The organism is Prosthecobacter sp., from assembly GCF_044378005.1.
Classification (GTDB): domain Bacteria; phylum Verrucomicrobiota; class Verrucomicrobiia; order Verrucomicrobiales; family Verrucomicrobiaceae; genus Prosthecobacter.
Window position 1 is genome coordinate 1 of sequence record NZ_JBILYB010000109.1, and the last position, 21,146, is coordinate 21,146.

A 21,146-nucleotide genomic window follows, 5' to 3' on the forward strand; every position below is an offset into this window, starting at 1 on the left:
GCGATCAATACGTCCAGCGCTTCATCGAGCGCTTTGTCTTCCTTCGTTTTGGGTCTTCTCATGTCTTCCTGTCCTCGGTTTTGACCCTCCACACAAACTTTCTGACAGGCCCTCACCTCCATCATTCTGAACAGTGGCTCCGCCTCCGCATGAAGCTCAAAATCCTCCTCAGACTCCTCTTTGTCGCGAGCATGGTTTTGCTGATCTTCGTGGCGGCTCTGACCATCGCTCCCCAATGGCGGCAGACGGAGCTGATGCGCCAATCAGAGCCGATCCATGAAGCCCTCAAGGCATATCACCTGAAGCACGGAAGCTATCCTGACGCCCTCGACCAGATCGGCATTCCATCTCGGGAAGAAGGCCCCATCTACTACCAGCGCGAGAGCAGCTCCTACCTGCTTTGGTTCGGCACTAGCCTCGGCGAATCGCGGACCTACCATTCCAGTGAAGGCTATTGGAGATAGTGCTACGCCGCGCATCGCCACGGCTTGTGACTTCCCGAGGGACTCATCGCTCCATCAGCTTTCAGCCTCGGAGAGGCGGCAGGTACTAGCCCACAGCTTTTAGCTGTGGGTCAAAGCGCCGCCACCCGTGGCTGGAAGCCAGTCCCGGCAGGGACGAAAGAATCGCCCACCCCTCACAAAGCCGACCCCACCTCTTCATCGGCCATCAGGAATCAGCCCTCGCGCGCAGGATACTTTCGTCCCCGCTGGGACTCGGAAATGAAGGCTGATCTTGTCCCTGGTTACCCACGGATAAATCCGTGGGCTATTGCCTTCCGCCTCTCCGAGGCTTCACACGCCCTGAAGTCGCGAGGTGTCATGTTTCTCCGCGTCTCCCTGTCTCCGCGAAAAGCGCGTCCCTCACCCCTGGGTGCGCAGCACCCAGATGTTCCGATACCGCACCGGATTGCCGTGATTTTGCAGGTGGATCGGGCCGGGAGTGTTCTCCTCCTTGTTCGGCGCCGACGTGGTGGAGCCGGGCAGTTCCTGGTTCTCGTGAATCACCACCCCGTTATGTTTCACGCTGATCTTCGCGTTCGCCGTCTTCTTGCCTTCCGCGTCGTATTTCGCCGCCGTGAAATCGACATCGTAGGTCTGCCAGGTCAGCGGTGGCAGGCACATGTTCACCTTGGGCACCGCAATCCGATAGAGCCCGCCGCACTCGTTGTCCTTCCCTTCGAGAGCAAAGCTGTCGAGCATCTGCACCTCGTATCGGCCCTGGAGGTAGAGACCGCTGTTCCCGCGACCCTGGCCGCGTGCCTCGGGCATGTAGGGCAGAAGGAATTCCATGTGCAGGCGGCAATCGCCAAAGGTGTCCTCGCTGGTGATGCCTTCCATCAGCGCAGCGCTGGAGGCGTCGACACGGGATTTCGGGAAACGGTTCACGCCTTTGCCATCAAAGAGCACCACGGCACCTTCAGGCGGCGAAGCTCCCAGGGTGGGAGAAGCGCGATCCGTGCGGTTGAGTTCCATCACGCGCACACCGTCCGTGTTGGTCACGAGGATGCTCTGACCACCCACTTCGGCTTTGAGGCTGCCGTCATGGGCCGCAAAGAGCGCCGTTTTCTCCCCTTCGCCCCGCTCGCCCGTCGTCCTCGTCACCGTGGACCGGTCTCCATCCCAACCCGCCCCAGGGAGCCCGCCCGGATAGCTCACCGCCTCAAACTTCCCGCCGCCTTGCGCCCAAATCTGCACGCCGTAGGCTTTCGCATCGATCGTGCCCGTGTATTCGCCCTGAATCGCAAAATCCTCATCCGTCTGAGCCGGATCTGTGTAGGCCATGGGCTTTGCGGACTTCGGAGCGGTCGGCTGCTGAGCTTGGAGGAGCGTGGTGAAAAGAAGAGGGATCAGAAGGAGGCGCATGAAAGGTGAACGGACAGCGAGGAGAACGAATTTCAGCCGTCAGTCTTCTGTCGCCGGCTCCTTCTCCCCACGGTGAAGAGGCTTACGCCGCCGAGACCTGCCGCAGCCGTTCCCAGAGGTCGGCGTGATTGAGCTGGATACTCTTCAAGCCATTTCGGCGGAGAGCGTGATGCTGCATCCATCAAAAGATGGTCGCTCGAAAATGGCTGCCCTTTTTTTCGTTCGGCATAGGAGGCTCCGCCCTCATTTTTCCAAAGACATGATCGGTGGGCTGTTCTTCAGCGCTGACATGGCGATGGCAGCCAGGCAGGTGGAGGTGGCGAGCACCCACATGCCGGCGCTGCCGGAGGCGAAGGTCTGCTCGGCCCACTCGCGCAGGCTGGGGGCGAAGAAGCCGCCGAGGTTGCCGACGGAATTGATGAGCGCGATGCCGCCCGCTGCAGCAGCACCGCTGAGGCGCTCGGTGGGGAAGGTCCAGAACACGGGCTGCACGGAGATGAAGCCTGCGGCGGCCACGCACAAGGCACTCAGCGCGACGATGGCCTGCGGTTGTCCCGCGATGGCGAGCCCAAGAGCGGCGACGAGCAGCACGAGCACGGCCCCTTTTTTCCTCCGGCTGCCGCGCACGACTCTCGGCACGGCATACGCGGCGATGAGGGCGCAGATCCAGGGGATGGCGGTGACGAGGCCGACCTGGAGCCCGGCGGACTTGCCCAGCAATCGCTCCACCTGAGATGGCAGCGCGAAGACGACGCCATAGACGCTGATTTGGATCAAAAAGTAGATCAGGCAGAGATGCAGTACGCCACGATCTGAAAGCAGATCCCTCACGCGATGGCTGCCGGTGCTGCACTTCGCCGACTCTTCGGAATCGACGGCACTTTGCAAAGCCTCGCGTTCATCGGCAGCGAGCCATTGCGCCTGCGCAGGGCGATCCGTGAGATAAAAATAGGCCCAGACGCCGACGACGGATGCCAGCGCGCCCTCGATGAGAAACATCCACTGCCAGCCGCGCAGGCCGAGCCAGCCATTCATTTCCATGAGCCAGCCTGAGACGGGGCCGCCGAAGATGAAGGCCAGCGGTGCGCCGAAGTAAAACATGCCGAGGATGCGCCCGCGCTGGGCCGCTGGAAACCAGTAGGTGAGATACAAGATGACGCCGGGAAAGAAGCCCGCCTCGGCAGCACCGAGGAGGAGGCGCATCGTGTAAAACATCGTCTCACTCCAGGCAAACATCATCCCGGCGGAGATGAGCCCCCAGGTGACCATGATGCGCGCCAGCCAGCGCCGGGCACCGACGCGATGCAGGATGAGATTGCTCGGCACCTCCAGCAGCGCATACCCGGCGAAGAAGAGTCCGGCTCCGAAGGCGTAGGCCGCGGCGCTGAGCCCCGTGTCCGCCATCATGGCGACTTTGGCAAAGCCCACGTTCACGCGATCCAAGAACGCGAGCACATAAAGAAGCAGCAGGAAGGGAACGAGCCTACGGGTGGCTTTGACCAGTGCGGAGGTGAGTGCTGCCTCGGAAGTCGGATGGGCGGACATGAGCGGTGTGGCGGTGGGGTTGGGATCGCGCGCCTGCATCCATGCATATCTGGACCGGGTTCGGGAAGGAAAAACGCTGTGACTCAGACAAGTCGTGACCTGGAAAGGCAGGTGCGCTAGAACCGATGTTTCATGAATCTCCTCTACCCACGCTTCTCGCTCCGTCAGTTTGGCTGGATGTTGCTCTTCGGGCTCGGTGGGGCGGTGATCGCGGGGATTTATGGGATCGTGCATGACCAGATCACCTTTGAGATCGGGCCGGAATACTTCACCGAGTTCAAGTTCCAGCAGTTCTTTTACCTGCCGAAGACGCAGCCCGAATGGCTGATCGTGGCCGAGATCGGCTTTTTGGCGACGTGGTGGGTGGGCTTCTTCGCGGGGTGGTTCATGGGCAGGCTGACCATTCCGCATCTGCCGGTGAAAACCGCGGCAAAGCAGAGCCTGCAAGGCGTGCTGGTGATGATGATCACGGCGGTCGTCTTTGCCATCGCCGCCTACGCCTGGGCTCCGACCCGCCAGGAAGATCCTCGAATGGAGAACTGGGACGGCATGTTCGCCGGGCGCGAGGTGATCGACATCGTGGCCTTTGCCCAAGTCGGCTACATCCACAACGCCAGCTACCTCGGCGGGCTGGTGGGGCTGATCGTGGCGCTGGTGTGGATGCGGTGGCGGCGGCCTTATTTGATCCGCAGCACGGCACCGTAAGCCTCCGCACCGCCGGGGGAGGACATCGTTTGTTTGCCAAAGGCGGCGGGGGCGGCGCAGGAGCCGGAGATGACGAGCTTGCCATCGGGGTGCCAGGCCATGGTGTAGGCGTTGTCGCCCTTCACGCCGCCGGTGGGCAGGAGCCATTCGAGCTGGCCTTGGGCATCAAGAGCGGCGGTGAAGATGTCGGTGGCTCCGAGTGAGGTGAGCGTCTGCCCGGCGAAGGTGGCGGTGGCGGAGTACTCGCCCGTGACGAAGCAGCGCCCGGTGCCGTCGGTGGTCACGCCGAGGCAATAGTCTGTGGCGGGGCCCTGCACGGCGCGGCTCCACTGGAGCTTCCCATCGGCGGAGAAGTGGGCGAGGAAGCCGTCGCTGTCTTTTTCACCCGAAGTGGAAACCGGGGCCGTGGGGAGATTCAGGCTGCCTTTAAACATGCCCGCGCCCCAGACGCGCCCGGCAGCATCGACAGCGATTTCGTGGAAGCCTGCGCTCGGTGTGCCGGAGACGGAGGCGGCCCAGACGGCTTCGCCTGCGGAGGTGAGCTTGATCACGACAGCGGCCTGACCTTTGGCGATCTCGACCGGCAGGGAGCCCATCGTGCCCAGGCCGCCGCCACTGCCGCCTATATAAATAGCGTCCTGTGCATCGACTCCGACGCCATGACCACTGCCGGAGAACTTGCCCGAGGTGGTCTTCACCCAGCGCAGATCGCCGGACGGGCTGTATTTGGCACAAAAGATCGGACGCGTGGTGCTGGCGGCATTCACGACGGTGTCGCCAAACTTCGCCTCACCTGCCACGGCTCCGGTGACGATCACATCGCCTTTGCTGTCGAGCGCGATGCCGTGCCCGTAGTCGTAGCCCTTGCCGCCGGCGGTCCTGATCCAGAGCAGCTCGCCCGTGGGGGAGTATTTGGCGACGAAGACATCGTAATCCCCCGCATTCGGCAGCGTCTGGCCGTTCGCCTGGGCGTCGGTGCTTTGGTAATGGCCGGTGACGTAAGCATGGCCAGTCGGGTCGGTGATCACGCCGTAGCCGCGATCCACCAGACTGCCGCCGAGGCTTCGCACCCAGAGGAAGCGGCCTTCTTTGGAGACCTTCGCCAAAAAGAAATCCATCCCGCCAAGGCCGGTACGCTTCAGTTCGCCGAACGTGCCGTCATCGGTGGCCTCACCCGCGAGGAAGACATTGCCTTCGCGGTCAAAAGTCACGGCGCGTGTCTTGTCATTTTTGAGACCTCCGCCAGCGGCGACCCAGTCCACCGTGGGCGTGACAGCGTGGAAGGAGGTGATGACGAGGAAAGGCAGGAGGCGGAGAGCAGGGCACATGGTCCGAAGCATACGGGCCTGAAAATGAAGGTGTTTCGTCAGGTTAAGGCCCGCAGGAGTCCGCGATGCTTACGAGGTGTAAAATCTGATAAGCTAAAAAATTCACATTTATTAAACTTTTATTCTTGCCATATAAACCATAATAGATATAAATGTCGGTGGAATTCGAAATAATCCACTCCCAAGACTATGAAGAAGCTCATCCTCCTCCAGAACGACTACCCATCGACGGGCAAGAGCACTCTCGCCCGTTGCTTCAGCCACTACCTGAATCGCTTCGGTGTCTCTCATCAGCTTAAGACGCTGGTGGAGGAAGCTGAAGAAGACGACGAAGAGCATCTGCTCGACTCCAGTCGCCTCACACTCCGTTCTTTCCTGGAGATCCTGGACGAAAGTCCGATCACCGTGCTGGAGGTCACCACCGGTCAGGGCGAGTTTTTCGGCAAATTTTACACCAATCATGGACTCGACATGGTTCTCGAAGCAGCGGGCGTCACAGTCTCCGTCGTTCTACCTGTCACCAGCGAGAGCGAGAGCTTTGATTCCGTGATCGAGGCCGCTGAGATCTACTCCGACCACGCCGAGTACCTCATCGCCCACCTCATCACCAGCAGCTACGAAGATGACGACAAGGTCTGGGACCGCAGCTACGCCGCACGCGTCATGGACATGTTTGAGGCCGTCGAGCTCCACATCCCCGAAGTCGGCTTCCAAATCCAGCACGAGCTGCACGCCCGCCATCTGGACCTTTCCGATGTATTGCTGGATACCACGATTCAGGAGTCCCTGGGCAAAGACTTCACCAAATGGCACAACCGAGTCCTGGGCCAGGTGGAAAGCGCCCGCCAATACCTCTTTGGCGAAGCCTTCCGCCCCACGCTGCTGCCGAAGCCGCTGGAAAAGAAATCCCGCGCCCGTGCCCGCGCCGTCTGAGTTTCCCCTGTTAGTTGTGTGTGTGTTCGTTGCATCCCCGTCGCGCTTCAGGCGCGCGGGGATGCATCATTTTCGGGCACTTGAGTCAGCGTCACATCCGATGCATGGTGGACCCATGATCAAAGAGAGGATGCGCAACGCCACTGAAGCCCCGGTAAAACCGGCAGGGCCACGCATATCCCCCGCACGGACAAAGCCCCTGCTTCAGCAGAAGCCGGAACTGGAACCGCCCTACCATGTCATCCTCCATGACGATGATACCCACACATATGACTATGTGGTGGAAATGCTCGTCGCCATCTTCGGCCTCGAAGTCTTGGTGGCCTATAAAATGGCCTGCGAGGTGGATGAAAGCGGCCGCGTCATCGTGGTCACCTGCCACAAAGAACTCGCCGAGCTTCGCGTGGAGCAGATCGAAGGCTACGGTGCTGATCCGAGAATGAAGGAAAGCACCTCCTCCATGAAAGCGACAATGGAACCAGCGGAGTAGGAAAGTGCTCAGTGCTCAGAATCGCCACAAGCGCCCAGCCCAAAAAACTGAGAACTGAGAACTCGGTCCCCCCTCCTCACATCGCCGAACTACGCGGCTGCATCTTCGCCAGGCACTCACGCAGCCAGCGGACCATGTCGGCCACGGACTCGTGCTTCTTCCGCAATGCTGAGAGCGCCGTCCAGTCGATCCGCTGACGTGGTGCGGCAATGGTGATGCGCTGGGGGCGCATCTTTTCCTGCACTTTCTCAAACTGATCCATGCTCATGGCGCGCAACTCTTTGGCAGAAGGAAGCTCGTCGAGCTGATCCACCTGTAGGCCGAGGGTGCTGATGCCGACACCAAACTGATGCCCGAGGCTGCGGAGTTCTTCGACGAGGGCTTCGTCATTCAACGGCTCGGCGATGACGAGTTCACTCAGCAGCGTCCAGCGTGTGGCACTCACAGCCTGGAAGAATTCTGCCGCGCAGTTGTCGAGCGTCAGCCCGAGCTTGAGCTGCACACCCGTGAGACTGGTTTCAGGACCACCGAGATGACGACGGAGCTCGATCATTCCGGCATCGAAGCGCGTGACTTCATCGCTGCCCGTCTCCAGATCCCACTCGGCAGCCACGAGGTCGGGAATGTCCCACAAGCCCTTCACTTCGGGCAGTTCGCCTTGATAACCATTGAGCTGAAATGGGTAGTGCGAGCGCAGCAGACTGAGCCGCTCATAAATGGCAATCACACGCTGGAAGCGCATCTGCATCACATCTTCATCGACTTCACTGCCGCCGAAGAGCAGCCGTGACGAACCAGTGATAGCGCCAGACTTCTTGGTGCGCTGATAGTAGCCCTGCCCTTGATCCACCTTGGCAATCGGCGACGTGGAGTCGTAGCTGAGGATGGAGAAATGATAGCGCAGCGTGGCATCGCTGTAGTCATCGCCCAGGCGCAGTCGAACGAGACGGATCAACTCCGTGCCTTTGATAGCCTCTTCGGGATCCTGGGGCAGGATCTCGGGAAGGATGTGTCGGAGTTGTTCGCGTAAGTTCATGCCAGCGGCGGCGCCTTTTCAGTAAATGCACAATGCAGGAGGCGGGCCATGATGGTCAAGACGGAAACTTTTACGGATCGTTTTTGATCCGATAGGTCCGGCGGCGGTTGTTGAGCCAGCGCACGCCAAACATATCCATAGTGGCACGCACGGCGCGATTGCCGAAGCCATACTTGCTCACGCCATGGATGCGCGGGCGGTGATTAACCGGCAGTTCCGTCACACGCCAGCCCATGCCGCCAATCAATGCGGGAATGAAGCGGTGCATGCCATGGAAGAGCAACAGCGCCTCGCGGCATTCACGGCGCATCACCTTCAGCGTGCAGCCGGTGTCACGCACGTTGTCTCCGACGAAACGCGAACGAACCGCGTTGGCGATCTTGCTCTGCACGCGCTTGAAGGCCGTGTCTTTGCGCTTCGCACGATAACCGCAGACGAGGTCGAAGCCTTCATCGAGCTTCGCGATCAGCGCTCGGATGTCGGCGGGATCGTTTTGCAGATCACCATCCAGCGTCACGATCACGTCGCCGCGTGCTCCATAGATCCCGGCATGCATGGCCGCACTCTGGCCAGCGTTTTTCTCGAACTCCAGGAGGCGCACACGATCACCCCGCTGCACACGGCTCACCGTGGCATCCGTGCTGCCGTCATCCACCAGCACCATTTCGTAATCCAGCCCTTCGAGGGCGGCGGCGATCTCCCGTTGCAGCTCGACGATGTTGTCCTCCTCATTGTAGAGAGGCACGACGACGGAGATGGCGGGCGAGGATGTCATGGGGAAAAACGGGTCGCATTCATCCCGCGCCTCCTGCCCGAGGCAAGCGCGAATTCCAACCCATCACGGCGGCTGGCCGACCGAGATGATCTGCGGCGCACGCCTGCGGACACCGATGAAAACCGGCGAGCGCTGCGGATCGAGCGGATACCAGGGCAGATCCAGTTCCGTGTTCACGGCGGCGAAATGCCACGGCCCGTCCTCCGTCACGATGCTGTATTGCAGCGCGCGTCCGCCATCCAGAAGTGTCGCGTGCTGGATGTCCAGCTTGCGGGCCAACTCGGCGGTCTCACTCACATTCATCACACCGCCATCGCCCGAAAGGACAAAGACGATGGCCCCATCACGCCGCATCCCGGCAAGCGCACGGTAGGTGATCTTGGATCCATCAAAGTAAGTGTCCGGCTTCTGATCCACATAAGAGAACACCGTGTGATTTTTCATCACTGCTGGGTAGCCCTGCGTTGCCTCCTCGATCACGCCGGGCACTTCATCGAGCAGCGATTTCGGTCCGAAGTAAGGCCGCCCGCCCTTCACAAAGAAGCTGCCGCTCCACTCCTTGAAGGCAGCATTGAGCTGACGGCTTTCGTGATACACATAGCCGAGCGGTTTGCCCTTCGGATCACGAAAGTTCGCCGTGATGGCGAAGTCCAGTTTGTCCGCCTTCAGACGCTCCTCCGCCGTCGTCACAGCAAACTTCGGCAGGAAGCTCGTCATGAATTCAAAGGTCTCCGGCATGATCACCACCACATGCAGCTCCGCGCCGCAGAGCTTCTGCACCACGTTACCCACCATGCCGGCACCGCGCCGAACCTTCAGCGTGCTCCAGCGCATCCCCGGCTCGGCATGGCGCAGGATGAGCGCCTGGTTCAGATCTCCCGGCGTCAGGGCCGCCGCCTTCCGCCACTCGCCACGCTTCGTGCGCACTTGCAGCGGCTCCGTGCTGTTCCGCACCGCCAGGGCCACCGCATTGCTGCCCAGATTGAAGTAAACCTCCCCAAACACCCACACCACCGCGCTGCCGATGAGCAGGGTCAGGAGGAGTTTTTTCAGCCATCTCGGCTTCGGTGTCTGCGCTTTGGCCATCCGTGGGGGGGGAGTCGGCCGTGATGATGCCGCGCTTTGGCGGCGAGTAAAGGCTGCCGCAGTGCGATCCAAGAGGGACGAAAATTTCGTTGATCGCTTTTTGGAGCCGGTTCTGGTTCGATTCGCCCATGTTCTTGAGAGGCACCCATCACGTTACCCAGCGTCAGCCGATTGAGGCTTCAGAGGCGACGGGTGATGTGCCGCCAACGGGCGATGCCATGGCGTTGGCAACACCCGACACCTTCTCGCTCACAATCTTTCCCCCAATCCTCCGCCCCCCAGCCTCGGAGAGGCGACAGGGAATAGCCCACGGATTCATCCGTGGGTAGTCGCGGGCATCAAGTCCCCATGACCAAGAGTCCCGGAGGGGACGAAAGAAGGTATCGCGGGCCGGACACGTCCCGATCTTCCCCCGACCCATCGTGCATCCGATGGCGAAACGTGACCCGGCACCTCCCGCGACGCTCTTTCGTCCCCTCCGGGACTCTGGCTCTCTGGGCGTTGTGGCCGTCTTGACCCACGGATAAATCCGTGGGCTATGGTCTATCGTCTCTCCGAGGCTTCAGTGGCGCTGATGATGCTTGTCCCGACCTCTCCGGGGCCTCGGAGGCGTTGGGGGATGGGGCGGGTGGCTCTTTCGTGGCTCGGCTAACGATTTGTCGTCCCCACCAGTTCACTTTTTCTCGACCTCGACGAACGAGGGGTGATACAAAAACCGTTAATTCCTGCCACCAACCCGGCGGGAAGGGCAGCGCGGATGAACCTAACGGAAATCTCGATGTCACGGGCAGGACGCAGCTCCACCCGCAAGGATGGGGCGTGCTTGGTGTCGATCCTCAAAATCGCTCATCGAGGTTTCCTGGGCAGGGGACTTTCTTCCGAAAAGGATTCCCAGACGATGCCGGTGACGCCGGATGCCGTCAGCGGCCGTCGCTGGACGGTGTTGGTGAAATGCAGCCACTCATGATCCCTCGTCTAATGGCATCGACGAACGCCTCGGCGTGGTAGAGGGGGGCGGAACGCGGGGATGGGTTGGATGGAGGTGGAGGCATAGCAAAACTCTTCCTGGAGCCAGACGGGCTCGCCTTCGTGTTCGCGTCATTCGCCGGGCTGCCACGGGTGGGCGTGGAGCCATCTCGCGCCGCTGTGGTGGCTTCAGTGTCTGCACTTTGGCCATCCCTCAGGGTGATTTCGCCTTGATGCCGCTCTTTGCCAGCGAGTAAAGGCTTGAGCCAGCGTGAAAAGCCCCTACGATGGGCCACCCCCATTCACTCTCCTGTTCATGAAGAAAGTCGCCCTCACCCTCCTCGCTGCCGCCGCTCTCATCTCCTTCGGTCCTTCCTGCGCCAAGCACAGTTGGGAAGAAACCCAGGTCCTGCACGAAGGCATGCACAAAGGCCACGGTGAAGGTCATGGCGAAGCCAAACATGACGACCACGCCAAGCCCGCTGCTGGCCACGAAGAGAAAAAGGCCGCTCACTAAGCGCCCGCTCTGAACGAACCGTCTTGCCGTGCTGCGGCGTTTCCGCTTGGATGGAGGCCAGTCCGCCTGTCATGCGTGTCCTCCACTTCCTCCTCGCCCGGCGCAAAGAATCCGCCATCGCCCTCGCGATGCTGGGCACTCTGCTTGGCCCCTTTGTGCTGAAGCCTCGGGACAGCACGGCACCGGCCCATTTCGACCGGCGGCTGGTGATCATCACCCCGCACCACGAGCGCATCCGCGAGGAGTTTGGGCGAGCCTTTGCCCGCGACTGGAAGGCACGCACGGGGCAGACGCTCTTCATCGACTGGCGCGTGCCCGGCGGCACCTCGGAGATCGCCATGATGCTGAAGTCCGAGTACACCGCCGCCTTCCAGCATCACTGGGAGCAGTCTCTCAAACGCACCTGGACCGCCGACACCGCCCAGGCCTGCCTGAATCCGAAAGCTCCTGCCAATGATCCCGCGCGGTCCGAATTTCTAAAATCCAAGGTCGGCATCGGCATCGACCTTTTCTTCGGCGGCGGCGGCTTTGATTTCCAGCTCCAGTCAGAGGCAGGCACGCTCGTGGCCGAAAGCAGCCCGAACACCGGACTCGCCGCCCTCCGGAAAAAGCATCCCGAATGGTTCACGGATGCGGTCATCCCCGAGACCCTCAGCGGCGAGCCTTTCCGAGATGCCAAGGACCGCTGGTGCGGCACCTGCCTTTCCAGCTTTGGCATCGTCTTCAATCGGGATGTCCTCCGTCGTCTCGGTATCGAGAAAGACCCCGCCCAGTGGCGTGATCTAGCCGATCCGCGCTTGCAGGGCATGATCGCCCTCGCCGACCCAGGCCGCAGCAGCTCGGTGACGAAGGCTTTTGAAATGCTCATCCAGCAGGAGATGCAGAATGAACTCGCTCGCCTGACCCAGGAACCCGGCCATTTGAAGACGGCGGAGATCGAGCCCGAAGCCATCCGACGCGGCTGGGTGGCGGGCCTCTCCCTCATCCAGCGCATCAGCGCCAATGCCCGCTATTTCAGCGATACCTCGACGAAGATCCCCCTCGATGTCCTGCGTGGCGATGCTGCGGCGGGCATGTGTATCGACTTCTACGGACGCTCTGCCGAGGAGTCCGTGCGCGCGTCCGATGGCACCTCGCGGGTCGGTTTCATCATGCCCGTGGGCGGCACCTCCATCAGCGTCGATCCCATCGCCATGATGCGCGGCGCGCCCGATCCCGAACTCGCCACCGCCTTCATCGAGTTCGTCCTCAGCGAGCCCGGCCAGAAGCTCTGGGGTTACCGTGCCGGGACTGCCGGCGGCCCGGAAAAGCTGGCCCTCCGCCGCCTGCCTGTGCGGCGGGATTTCTACACGCCCGAGCATGTCGCGGCCATGAGTGACGGCGGCGAGATGCCGTATGAGAAAGCTGGGGCGTTTGTCTATCACGCACCGTGGACCGGCCCCGCCTTCAGTTCCCTGCGCTTCCTCCTCCGTGTGCTCTGCGTGGACACACACGAGGAGCAGAAGCTCGCCTGGAAAGACCTCGCCCTCGGTGGCTTTCCCGCCCGCGCCACCACCGTCTTTCACGACCTCACCCTCATGCGTTACGACTTCGCCCTCGGAGACATCAGCAAGACCGTCCGCTCGCGTGACAAGGTGGCCGAGACCCGGCTTTCCCGACACCTCGGGGACCATGTGCGGCGTAATTACCAGCTCTCCGCCAAACTTGCCCGTCAGGGGAAATAAACCGCCCGCACTCGCTCTCATTCAGGTCCGATGACAGCCCGACTCCTGCTCGCCCTTCTCCTCTCTCTCACCTTTGTCTCCTGCCGTTCTGCCCAGCGTCTGGTCAAGGCCTTCCCCGCCGATCCCTCGCCCTTTCTCCTCCATGGCCCAGATTTAAAGAAGACCGACGCAGCAAAGTCCCCCTTCCTCCACGACTGGAAAAATACCGACGCCGAAGTCTGGGCTGACGCCCAAAAGCGCCCGCACATCCACATCGCCCCCGTTTCCATTCAGTATCTGCGCCCCATGACGCGCACGCTTTCGAAGATCGAAGTACGGGAAAAGTCCCGCCAAAAGAACGTCCGAAAACTTGCGGACTACTTCCGCAGCGAAACCCGCAAAGCCTTCCTCAACGCCCCTGAAGACCGGCGCGAAGTCATCGACCCTCCAGACAAAGACAGCCTCGTGCTCGAACTCGCCATCGTCGAATTCAACCCGAATCCCGTCATCGGCGGACTCGCGCGCAAAGGCATCAACATCCTCCTCTGGCCGGGCGCAGAAACCGCCATGTCTCACAAGCTCAAAGGCAACATGGCCATCGAAGGTCGCCTGCGGGACGAAAAGACCGGCCGGGTGCTTTACGAGTTCGCCGATGCCGAGCAAAACCGATCCGGCATCATCCTCTACGTCCACGACTACACCACCTACACCTACTTCCGCAAAGCCTGCCGCGAATGGGCAAAGCAGATCGAGGAAGTCATCCGCACCGAGGCGAAAGCCCCTGTCAAAGACAGCCCGCCCGCCACGCTGCTGCTCTGGTAAAAGGCTTGACCCGCCACCGCTCATCTGGGCAGACTCCCGCCCATGAGCACGCTGCAAAAAATCATCACCCGTCTCGTGCCCGCCTCCTGGGCGGCCAGCATGGAAGCCGAATCCCGGCAGTGGATGGTGATCTGTGAATGCGGCCATAGGCGCTCCATCTGGGACCTCGGCGGCATCCGCTGGAAGGGGGGAGGGAATCCCAGCACTCTCATGAATTGTCCCGCTTGTGGAAAGACCTCCTGGCATATGGTCAAGAAAGACACCGCTCCTCATGGAGGTCAGTAATTCGTCACCTCGGCTCAGGAAGGCCAAAAAATAGGTGTCAAACCTGCTCTCATGGCTAATTCTCCGCCTCCCTCGACTTCCTCTCAATGAATACCCCTCAGACCTTTACCACCGGTTCCGGCTCCTCCGGCAAGTTTTACTCCCTTCCCGCACTCGAACAGGCTGGAGTCGGCAAAGTCTCCAGCCTTCCTATTTCGATCCGTATCGTGCTGGAGTCCCTGCTGCGTAATCTGGATGGCAAGAAGGTCACGGAAGCTGATGTGAAGAACCTCGCCAACTGGAACGCCAAGGCTCCTGGTGAGTATGAGATCCCCTTCACCGTCGCCCGCATCGTGCTTCAAGACTTCACCGGCGTGCCTCTCCTCGTCGATCTGGCAGCGATGCGCTCGAAGGTGAAGGAACTCGGTGCCAATCCGAAGATGGTTGAGCCGCTGGTGCCAGTCGATCTCGTGGTGGACCACTCGGTGCAGGTCGATTTCGCCGGCACGCAGCAGGCGCTGAATCAAAACCTCGCGCTGGAGTTTGAGCGCAACAAAGAGCGCTACCAGTTCCTCAAATGGGGCGAGCAGGCTTTCGACACCTTCAAAGTCGTGCCTCCCGGCATCGGCATCGTGCATCAGGTGAACCTCGAATACCTGGCGAAGGGCGTGCTGGAGAAAGACGGCGTGTATTATCCGGATTCGCTCGTCGGCACGGACTCGCACACGACCATGATCAACGGCCTCGGCGTCGTGGGTTGGGGCGTGGGCGGCATTGAGGCCGAAGCAGGCATGCTCGGCCAGCCAGTGACCTTCCTCGTGCCGGAAGTCGTGGGCGTTTATCTCAGCGGAGCGCTCAAAGAAGGCGTCACCGCGACCGACCTCGTGCTCGAAGTCACCCAGAAGCTGCGCAAGCTCGGCGTCGTCGGCAAATTCGTCGAATTCTACGGCCCCGGCGCGGTCAGCCTGCCGGTCACTGATCGTGCGACCATCGCGAACATGGCACCTGAGTATGGCGCGACGATGGGCTTCTTCGGCGTGGACGAAGAAACCGTCGCCTACCTGCGCGGCACCGGCCGCAGCGAAGAGCTTTGCAAGACCGTCGAGGCCTACTACAAGGCGCAGGGCATGTGGGGCATCCCCACCGAGAAGGGTAGCATCGAATTCACCACCGAGATGGAGATGGACATCAGCACCGTCGAGCCATGTGTCTCGGGTCCGAAGCGTCCGCAGGATCGCATCACCGTCAGCGCGCTCAAATCCACCTGGGGTGACTTGCTGACCAAGCCAACACCGCAAGGCTACGGCAAGCAGCCTGAGGCCGCTGAGGCACTCAACCTGCCTCCCTCACTGGACTCCGTGCCTGACAATGCCGGTTCATTCGCCGCCGCCTTCGGTGCGCAGCAAGGTGTCGTCACCGAGCCGAGCGATCAGCCTTCTTATCCTGCCTTTGAAGTCACAGTGGACAGCAAGGACGGCGTCAAAGACGTCATCACCCACGGCAGCGTCCTCATCGCCGCCATCACGAGCTGCACGAACACCTCCAACCCGAGCGTCATGCTCGCCGCCGGTTTGCTGGCGAAGAAGGCCAACGCCCTTGGCCTCACCATCAAGCCCTCCATCAAAACCAGTCTCGGCCCTGGCAGCCGCGTCGTGACGGACTACCTCACCAAGACCGGCCTCCAGCCCGAACTCGACAAGCTTGGCTTCCAAACCGTTGGTTACGGCTGCACCACCTGCATCGGCAACTCCGGCCCGCTGGATGCCGGCATCGAAGACGTGGTGAAGAGCGAGGACATCATCGCCGCCTCCGTGCTCTCCGGGAATCGTAACTTCGAGGCCCGCGTGCATCAGAGCATCAAGGCAAACTTCCTCATGTCCCCGCCGCTCGTCGTCGCTTACGCCATCGCTGGCACCGTCGATATTGATTTGAGCCAAGACGAGCTCGTCCCCGGCAGCGGCGTCTATTTGAAGGACATCTGGCCCACGCTGAAAGAAGTCCGCGATGCCATGGAGTCCGCCCTCAGCCCCGATGTCTTCCGCAAGCTCTACACCGACTTCGCCTCGCAGAATCCGAAGTGGAATGAGATCCAAGGCGGCGTTGGCGAAGTCTTCGAATGGGATGGCAAGTCCACCTACATCCAGCATCCGCCGTTCTTCGCTGACTTCAGCATGACCCCTGGCGACATCACCGAGATCAAGGGTGCCCGCCCGCTCGGCATCTTCGGCGACAGCGTCACGACGGACCACATCAGCCCCGCTGGAGCCATCAAGAAAGCCAGCCCCGCAGGCCGCTTCCTCCTCGAAAACGGCGTCACCCAGGCTGATTTCAACAGCTTCGGCAGCCGCCGTGGCAATGACCTCGTCATGACCCGCGGCACCTTCGCCAACGTCCGCATCAAGAACCTCATGCTCGGCGGCAAAGAAGGCGGCGACACCTTGTTGCAGCCTGCCGGCACCGAAATGAGCATCTACGACGCTGCTGTGGCCTACCAGGCCGCAGGCACGCCGAGCATCATCCTCGGCGGTGAAGACTACGGCATGGGCAGCAGCCGCGACTGGGCCGCCAAAGGCACCCGTCTCCTCGGCGTCAAAGCCGTCATCACGAAGTCCTTCGAGCGCATCCACCGCAGCAACCTCGTCGGCATGGGCGTCCTGCCCTGCAACTTCAAGAACAAGGCCGACTACGACAAGGTCAAGGATCTCAGCGATGCCACCTTCGACCTCCTGGGCCTCAGCAACGACTTCAAGCCCATGAGCGAAGCCACCCTCCGCGTCCACAAGTCCGACGGCAGCACCTTCGACATCCCCGTCGTCGTCCGCATCGACACCCCCGTCGAAATCGACTACTACCGCGCTGGCGGCATCCTGCCGTATGTGCTCGCGCAGATCCTGCGTGCGAACGCGTAAAACGAACTTTCCAAGTTCGTTTCTCGAACGACTCCAACGCCCCAAGCGGCCCTCGGCAAACCCCTTGCCGAACTCGCCCTTGGGGCGTTACTCTTTCCAGCACTGACTTTCACCGCTTCTTCGGAACCGCGCTGATGGGACATAGCACCAAGAGGTGGTTTTCGCTGCGCTCAGCCGCTTCGAGCATGGATGCGACAAGCTTCCATGCAGCCTTCGCAGTGAACACTTTCGCGTTCCGGCTGTCCCAAAGCATCCCCCCACCATGAACTATTCCAACCTCGATACCCGGCTGAAGGCACGTTCACTCAGCCAGAGTTTCCTCAAACGGCTTGAACTGATCCGCGAGGCCAGTCTGAAGACTGTGCAGCAAGCTCGTGCTGCGAAAGGCAAACGTCCGGCGCAGGCGGTGTAGGTTTTCAGCACGGACGAGATCCAATCTCGCCCCACCAGTTCACGAGTTTGAAACTCGCGAGGATCGTCACTTCTTCTTACCCTTCTTGCCTTTGCCCTTGGGCGGCTGCGGCTTGGTAAAACCTTGGTTCGCCACGACATCGGGCGGCTCGGGCACACGGCCCTGATCGTTGGTTTCCTCAATCCACGTCGTCAGCACGCCACGCAGTTTTTCGAGGACCTGCTGATGCTCTGTCCTCGGAGATTTGGCGAGGTTTTGCACCTGATGTGGATCGGCCTGCATGTCGTAGAGTTCCTCTTCAGGCATGGTCGCTGCGGCCAGCGGAGCCTGGGCGGGCGTGAGCTTGTCCTGCGCAGCCAGTTCCTTGATCAGGTTCCAGACGGGATACTGGTTTTCCTTGTACTCGTTATGCTGGAGGAAGGGGCGGTCGGGAGTGAAGTTGCGGATGTAGCGGTAGCGCGCATCACGCACGGTGCGCAGGCGGAAGACCGTCATGTCACAGCGGTCGCGTGCGCCAAAGGTATATTGCCGCGCAGGCTCGGCATTGGCTCCCAAGAAGACCTGTCCCTCCATCCCGGCGGGTTTGGGGATGCCTGCGAGGTTCAAAGAAGTGGCGGTGAGGTCGATCGACATCAGCAGCCGCTCGCTCACGGTTCCAGCCGCGAATCCAGCCGGCATCGGGATGGCAGAAGGCCAGTGCATGATGAAAGGCACGTTCAGCCCCTCTTCGTAGCAAAACTGCTTCGCACGGACATGCGCCGCGCCGTTGTCACCGACGAAGCAGATGACGGTGTTTTCCATCAAACCATCCCGCTTCAGTAAATCGATCACCTTGCCGATCTTCCGGTCCAGCTCCGTGGCGGCATCGAGATACTGCGCCCAGTCTTTGCGCGTGATTTCATGATCCGGGTAGTAAGGCGGGATCTCCACCTTCGCCGGATCAGCATGGGGCGGAGCGTGGAAAGTGCGGTGCGTCTCCTGGAAATTGAGCTGCGCGTAGAAGGGCTGGTGTGCTTTCAGATCGTCCCACTGATCGGAATCGAAGGGCTTTGCTGGAGCCACGAAATTCCAGTCCGTCTTGCCCGCGCCTTTGAATCCAGCCTCGGGGGGAAGCTGCTTCACATTCGCCGTGAAATAGCCCGCCTCGCGCATCCGCTCGCTGATCAGCTTCACCCCGGCGGGCAGCGTGTAGCCGTCATCGCGATGACTGCGGTGGTTGTGCGCGCCGATGGTGGTCTGAAACATGCCCGTGTTGAAGGCCGAGCGGCTGGCCGAGCAAACCGGAGCCGTGGTGTAGTAGCGGGTGAAGCGCATCCCCTTCCCTGCCAGTCCATCCAGCACGGGCGTGGAGACATGCTTCTCCCCGTAACAGCCGAGGTGCGGACCGAAGTCCTCCGCGATGAGCCATAGGATGTTTGGCTTCGCCGATTCAGCATAGGCGGGCACGGCGAGGCAGAGAAAAGCAGCGAGACGGAGCAGAGACATGACGGCAGGTTGCCAGAGTCGGTCCTGCTTATGCAAGTCCGCAGTGAAGTGGTTGGTCAGGAAATGTTCATGAACATGCCTCACAGGATGAAAATCGTTCCATCGGTAAGTCTTCGGAAGTGCAGAGGTGACAGAGGGAGGGGAACAAGCTTTCAACAGCACACTCCCGACCATGCGTATCGTCTCGAAACTCCTCCCGCTGTTTGTCCTGCCCGTCCTCGCGGCAGATCCAGCCGCTGAGATCCCCGAACTCGTCATCACCGCCACGCGCAGCGATGCCGATGTGAAGAAAGTCCCCGCCCAGGTACGGCAGGTGAGCGGTGAGCAGCTCCAAGAACGCCAGGTGCGCACCCTGCCCGAGGCTCTGCGTGAAGTCCCCGGCGTCTTCGTCCAAAAGACCTCCAACGGCCAGGGCTCCCCCTTCATCCGCGGCTTCACCGGCTTCCGCAACCTCACGCTGATCGACGGCATCCGCTTCAACAACAGCATCTTCCGCGAAGGCCCGAACCAGTACCTCAACACCATCGACTCCTATGCCATCGACCGCATCGAGCTCGTGCCAGGACAGGGCAGCGTCCTTTACGGCAGCGACTCCATCGGTGGCACGCTGAATCTCTTCACGAAAGGCTCCGGCTTCCAGAATGAAGGCGAAGGTTTCTTCTTCCACGGACTCAGCTCCTATCGCGGCTCCACCGGTGAGGAAAGCAGCATCATGCGCCAGGAGGTGCAGTTTGGTGAAGGCCAGAAGTGGGGCCTGCATCTCGGTGCCAGCCTGAAGTATTTTGGCGACGTGCATGACCCGAAGCTGGGAGATCAACCCCATACCGGCTATGATGAATGGGCCTACGATGTCCGCTTTGATCTGGCGCTCGATCCAAACTGGACCTTCACCGCGGTGCATCAGCAGCTCCGCCAAAACGATGTCTGGCGCACCCACGCCACCATTTACGGCATCTCCTATGAAGGCACCGATGTCGGCACCGACCTGAAGCGCTCCTTCGATCAGGAGCGCTCCCTCTCCTACATCCGCCTCGCGGGCAAAGATCTGGATGGCATCATCGACAGCGCTTCCCTCACCGTCTCACTCCAGTCGATGAACGAGTATGAGCACCGCATCCGCCGCCCTGCCGACAATCGCGTGGACGTCAACCAAACAGAGCTTTGGACGCTCGGCATCGACCTCCAGTTCCAGAGCCAGTCGCCACTCGGCCAGCTCACCTACGGCGTGGATTACAATCGTGACTGGGTCAGCAGCGGCAGCCAGCGCTACCGTCTGAACGGCACTCTGCACTCCCATGGCATCCAGGGCCCCGTGGGTGATGACGCCGCCTATCATCTGCTCGGCGCTTATTTGCTGGATGAGATCAATCTCGGCGACCGCTGGCACCTCTTCCTCGGCGGCCGCTACACCTACGCCAGCGCAGACGTGGGCCGCTTTGACAATCGCGATACCGCGAAGCGCTACGATGGACTGAATCATGACTGGCATGACTTCTCCGCCAGCGGACGGGTCATGTTTGATCTCGATGAGAAGGACCACTTCCGCCTCTTTGCCGGAATAGCCGAAGGCTTCCGCTCGCCGAATCTCTCCGACCTCTCGCGCCTCGACATCGCCCGCTCCGGTGAGCTGGAGCTGCCTTCGCCGAACCTCGATCCCGAGGAATATGTGAACTTCGAGATCGGTCTGAAAGCCGACACCGACCACTTCAGCGGCAGCCTCAGCTACTTCTACACGAAGATCGACAACATGATCATCCGCCGCGCCACGAGTGAGTTCATCGGTCCAAACCGCGTGGTGCTGAAAAGCAACGGAGGGGACGGCTACATGCAGGGCGTGGAGCTTTCCGGCGAGTATCGCTTCAATCCAAGCTGGGCCGTCTTCGGCCATGTCACCTGGACGGAAGGCCGCGTGGATCAGTTCCAGGGGAACTCCCGTCAGCTCGGCATCGAGCCCATCAGCCGCGTCGTCCCTCTCATGTGGCGGGCCGGTGTCCGCTGGCAGACCGTGGACCGCCGTCTGTGGTCCGAGTTCATCGCCCTCGGCCAGTCCGACTATGATCGCCTCAACGACTCCGACCTGCGTGACACCCAGCGCATCCCCTCCAATGGCAACCCAGGCTTCTGCATCCTCACCCTGCGCGGCGGCTATGAGATCACCAAGAACTTCGGTGTGAACGTCGCCCTCGAAAACCTCACCAACCGCCAGTACCGCTACCCCGGCTCCGGCTCGAACGAACCGGGCTTCAACGCCGTGCTGGGCGCGACGGTGAAGTGGTGAGAACCATGGACAAGCCACCGGCTTTTC

Annotated in this window: 18 protein-coding genes; 11 read left to right on the forward strand and 7 right to left on the reverse strand. The window is 61.1% G+C overall.

Annotation, left to right across the window (positions count from 1 at the left end; genetic code table 11):
• Positions 1-464: hypothetical protein (locus tag AC6FTP_RS18505; protein ID WP_497208393.1), on the forward strand; the 464-nt coding region annotated here is incomplete at its 5' end.
• Between the two features lie 399 nt (positions 465-863).
• Here the strand turns inward: AC6FTP_RS18505 and AC6FTP_RS18510 are convergent.
• A complete protein-coding gene (locus AC6FTP_RS18510) occupies positions 864-1,865 on the reverse strand; it encodes a 3-keto-disaccharide hydrolase (protein WP_497208394.1) in 1,002 nt (333 codons plus the stop codon).
• Between the two features lie 243 nt (positions 1,866-2,108).
• Positions 2,109-3,410: an MFS transporter gene (locus tag AC6FTP_RS18515; RefSeq protein WP_497208395.1), complete on the reverse strand. Its 1,302-nt coding sequence runs from the start codon at positions 3,408-3,410 to the stop codon at positions 2,109-2,111.
• Between the two features lie 132 nt (positions 3,411-3,542).
• On the opposite strand from AC6FTP_RS18515, the gene AC6FTP_RS18520 reads away from it, so the two are divergent.
• Positions 3,543-4,115, forward strand: coding sequence for a hypothetical protein (locus AC6FTP_RS18520; protein WP_497208396.1), 573 nt, complete (start codon positions 3,543-3,545; stop codon positions 4,113-4,115).
• Here the strand turns inward: AC6FTP_RS18520 and AC6FTP_RS18525 are convergent.
• The gene (locus AC6FTP_RS18525; RefSeq protein WP_497208397.1) at positions 4,088-5,443 is read right to left on the reverse strand and encodes an NHL repeat-containing protein; all 1,356 of its coding nucleotides are present in this window, start codon (positions 5,441-5,443) and stop codon (positions 4,088-4,090) included. The two genes, AC6FTP_RS18520 and AC6FTP_RS18525, sit on opposite strands and share 28 nt — an antisense overlap.
• 189 nt (positions 5,444-5,632) lie before the next feature.
• On the opposite strand from AC6FTP_RS18525, the gene AC6FTP_RS18530 reads away from it, so the two are divergent.
• Together AC6FTP_RS18530 and AC6FTP_RS18535 are read left to right on the forward strand one after the other, a co-directional pair.
• On the forward strand, positions 5,633-6,376 hold the full coding sequence (locus tag AC6FTP_RS18530) for a hypothetical protein (protein ID WP_497208398.1): 744 nt from the start codon (positions 5,633-5,635) through the stop codon (positions 6,374-6,376).
• A 130-nt stretch (positions 6,377-6,506) separates the two neighbouring features.
• Complete coding sequence (locus tag AC6FTP_RS18535; RefSeq protein WP_497208399.1) at positions 6,507-6,866, forward strand: ATP-dependent Clp protease adaptor ClpS; 360 nt, start codon at positions 6,507-6,509, stop codon at positions 6,864-6,866.
• Between the two features lie 76 nt (positions 6,867-6,942).
• Here AC6FTP_RS18535 and AC6FTP_RS18540 read toward each other — a convergent pair whose 3' ends face one another.
• From AC6FTP_RS18540 to AC6FTP_RS18550, 3 genes are all read right to left on the reverse strand, one after another.
• Positions 6,943-7,902 (reverse strand): hypothetical protein, encoded by a 960-nt coding sequence (locus tag AC6FTP_RS18540; protein ID WP_497208400.1) that lies wholly within the window; start codon positions 7,900-7,902, stop codon positions 6,943-6,945.
• Between the two features lie 70 nt (positions 7,903-7,972).
• Positions 7,973-8,677, reverse strand: a complete 705-nt coding sequence (locus AC6FTP_RS18545; RefSeq protein ID WP_497208401.1) for a glycosyltransferase family 2 protein — start codon at positions 8,675-8,677, stop codon at positions 7,973-7,975.
• A gap of 63 nt (positions 8,678-8,740) precedes the next feature.
• On the reverse strand, positions 8,741-9,763 hold the full coding sequence (locus AC6FTP_RS18550) for a phosphodiester glycosidase family protein (protein ID WP_497208402.1): 1,023 nt from the start codon (positions 9,761-9,763) through the stop codon (positions 8,741-8,743).
• 1,282 nt (positions 9,764-11,045) lie between these two features.
• Here AC6FTP_RS18550 and AC6FTP_RS18555 point away from each other — a divergent pair.
• The 6 genes from AC6FTP_RS18555 (at position 11,046) to AC6FTP_RS18580 (ending at position 17,356) form a co-directional block, all read left to right on the forward strand.
• Complete coding sequence (locus tag AC6FTP_RS18555) at positions 11,046-11,246, forward strand: hypothetical protein (RefSeq protein WP_497208403.1); 201 nt, start codon at positions 11,046-11,048, stop codon at positions 11,244-11,246.
• 71 nt (positions 11,247-11,317) lie between these two features.
• Positions 11,318-12,970, forward strand: a complete 1,653-nt coding sequence (locus tag AC6FTP_RS18560; protein ID WP_497208404.1) for an ABC transporter substrate-binding protein — start codon at positions 11,318-11,320, stop codon at positions 12,968-12,970.
• Positions 12,971-13,000: 30 nt separating this feature from the next.
• A complete protein-coding gene (locus AC6FTP_RS18565; RefSeq protein WP_497208405.1) occupies positions 13,001-13,771 on the forward strand; it encodes a DUF3313 family protein in 771 nt (256 codons plus the stop codon).
• A gap of 42 nt (positions 13,772-13,813) precedes the next feature.
• Positions 13,814-14,056 carry a hypothetical protein gene (locus tag AC6FTP_RS18570; protein WP_497208406.1) on the forward strand — a complete coding sequence of 81 codons (243 nt, stop codon included), beginning with the start codon at positions 13,814-13,816 and terminating at the stop codon, positions 14,054-14,056.
• 86 nt (positions 14,057-14,142) lie between these two features.
• Positions 14,143-16,944, forward strand: a complete 2,802-nt coding sequence (acnA, locus tag AC6FTP_RS18575) for an aconitate hydratase AcnA (protein ID WP_497208407.1) — start codon at positions 14,143-14,145, stop codon at positions 16,942-16,944.
• Positions 16,945-17,206: 262 nt separating this feature from the next.
• A complete protein-coding gene (locus tag AC6FTP_RS18580) occupies positions 17,207-17,356 on the forward strand; it encodes a hypothetical protein (protein WP_497208408.1) in 150 nt (49 codons plus the stop codon).
• Positions 17,357-17,422: 66 nt separating this feature from the next.
• Here AC6FTP_RS18580 and AC6FTP_RS18585 read toward each other — a convergent pair whose 3' ends face one another.
• Positions 17,423-18,841, reverse strand: coding sequence for a sulfatase family protein (locus tag AC6FTP_RS18585; RefSeq protein ID WP_497208409.1), 1,419 nt, complete (start codon positions 18,839-18,841; stop codon positions 17,423-17,425).
• A 172-nt stretch (positions 18,842-19,013) separates the two neighbouring features.
• Between AC6FTP_RS18585 and AC6FTP_RS18590 the strand changes: the two genes are divergently transcribed.
• The gene (locus tag AC6FTP_RS18590; protein WP_497208410.1) at positions 19,014-21,119 is read left to right on the forward strand and encodes a TonB-dependent receptor; all 2,106 of its coding nucleotides are present in this window, start codon (positions 19,014-19,016) and stop codon (positions 21,117-21,119) included.
• Positions 21,120-21,146 lie beyond the last annotated feature (27 nt).

Excerpts from the sequence above, each read along its gene's own strand:
- AC6FTP_RS18510 (WP_497208394.1), bottom strand. The coding sequence starts at position 1,865 with ATGCGCCTCCTTCTGATCCCTCTTCTTTTCACCACGCTCCTCCAAGCT.
- AC6FTP_RS18515 (WP_497208395.1), bottom strand. The coding sequence starts at position 3,410 with ATGTCCGCCCATCCGACTTCCGAGGCAGCACTCACCTCCGCACTGGTC.
- AC6FTP_RS18520 (WP_497208396.1), top strand. The coding sequence starts at position 3,543 with ATGAATCTCCTCTACCCACGCTTCTCGCTCCGTCAGTTTGGCTGGATG.
- AC6FTP_RS18525 (WP_497208397.1), bottom strand. The coding sequence starts at position 5,443 with ATGTGCCCTGCTCTCCGCCTCCTGCCTTTCCTCGTCATCACCTCCTTC.
- AC6FTP_RS18530 (WP_497208398.1), top strand. The coding sequence starts at position 5,633 with ATGAAGAAGCTCATCCTCCTCCAGAACGACTACCCATCGACGGGCAAG.
- AC6FTP_RS18535 (WP_497208399.1), top strand. The coding sequence starts at position 6,507 with ATGCGCAACGCCACTGAAGCCCCGGTAAAACCGGCAGGGCCACGCATA.
- AC6FTP_RS18540 (WP_497208400.1), bottom strand. The coding sequence starts at position 7,902 with ATGAACTTACGCGAACAACTCCGACACATCCTTCCCGAGATCCTGCCC.
- AC6FTP_RS18545 (WP_497208401.1), bottom strand. The coding sequence starts at position 8,677 with ATGACATCCTCGCCCGCCATCTCCGTCGTCGTGCCTCTCTACAATGAG.
- AC6FTP_RS18550 (WP_497208402.1), bottom strand. The coding sequence starts at position 9,763 with ATGGCCAAAGCGCAGACACCGAAGCCGAGATGGCTGAAAAAACTCCTC.
- AC6FTP_RS18555 (WP_497208403.1), top strand. The coding sequence starts at position 11,046 with ATGAAGAAAGTCGCCCTCACCCTCCTCGCTGCCGCCGCTCTCATCTCC.
- AC6FTP_RS18560 (WP_497208404.1), top strand. The coding sequence starts at position 11,318 with ATGCGTGTCCTCCACTTCCTCCTCGCCCGGCGCAAAGAATCCGCCATC.
- AC6FTP_RS18565 (WP_497208405.1), top strand. The coding sequence starts at position 13,001 with ATGACAGCCCGACTCCTGCTCGCCCTTCTCCTCTCTCTCACCTTTGTC.
- AC6FTP_RS18570 (WP_497208406.1), top strand. The coding sequence starts at position 13,814 with ATGAGCACGCTGCAAAAAATCATCACCCGTCTCGTGCCCGCCTCCTGG.
- acnA (WP_497208407.1), top strand. The coding sequence starts at position 14,143 with ATGAATACCCCTCAGACCTTTACCACCGGTTCCGGCTCCTCCGGCAAG.
- AC6FTP_RS18580 (WP_497208408.1), top strand. The coding sequence starts at position 17,207 with ATGAACTATTCCAACCTCGATACCCGGCTGAAGGCACGTTCACTCAGC.
- AC6FTP_RS18585 (WP_497208409.1), bottom strand. The coding sequence starts at position 18,841 with ATGTCTCTGCTCCGTCTCGCTGCTTTTCTCTGCCTCGCCGTGCCCGCC.
- AC6FTP_RS18590 (WP_497208410.1), top strand. The coding sequence starts at position 19,014 with ATGCGTATCGTCTCGAAACTCCTCCCGCTGTTTGTCCTGCCCGTCCTC.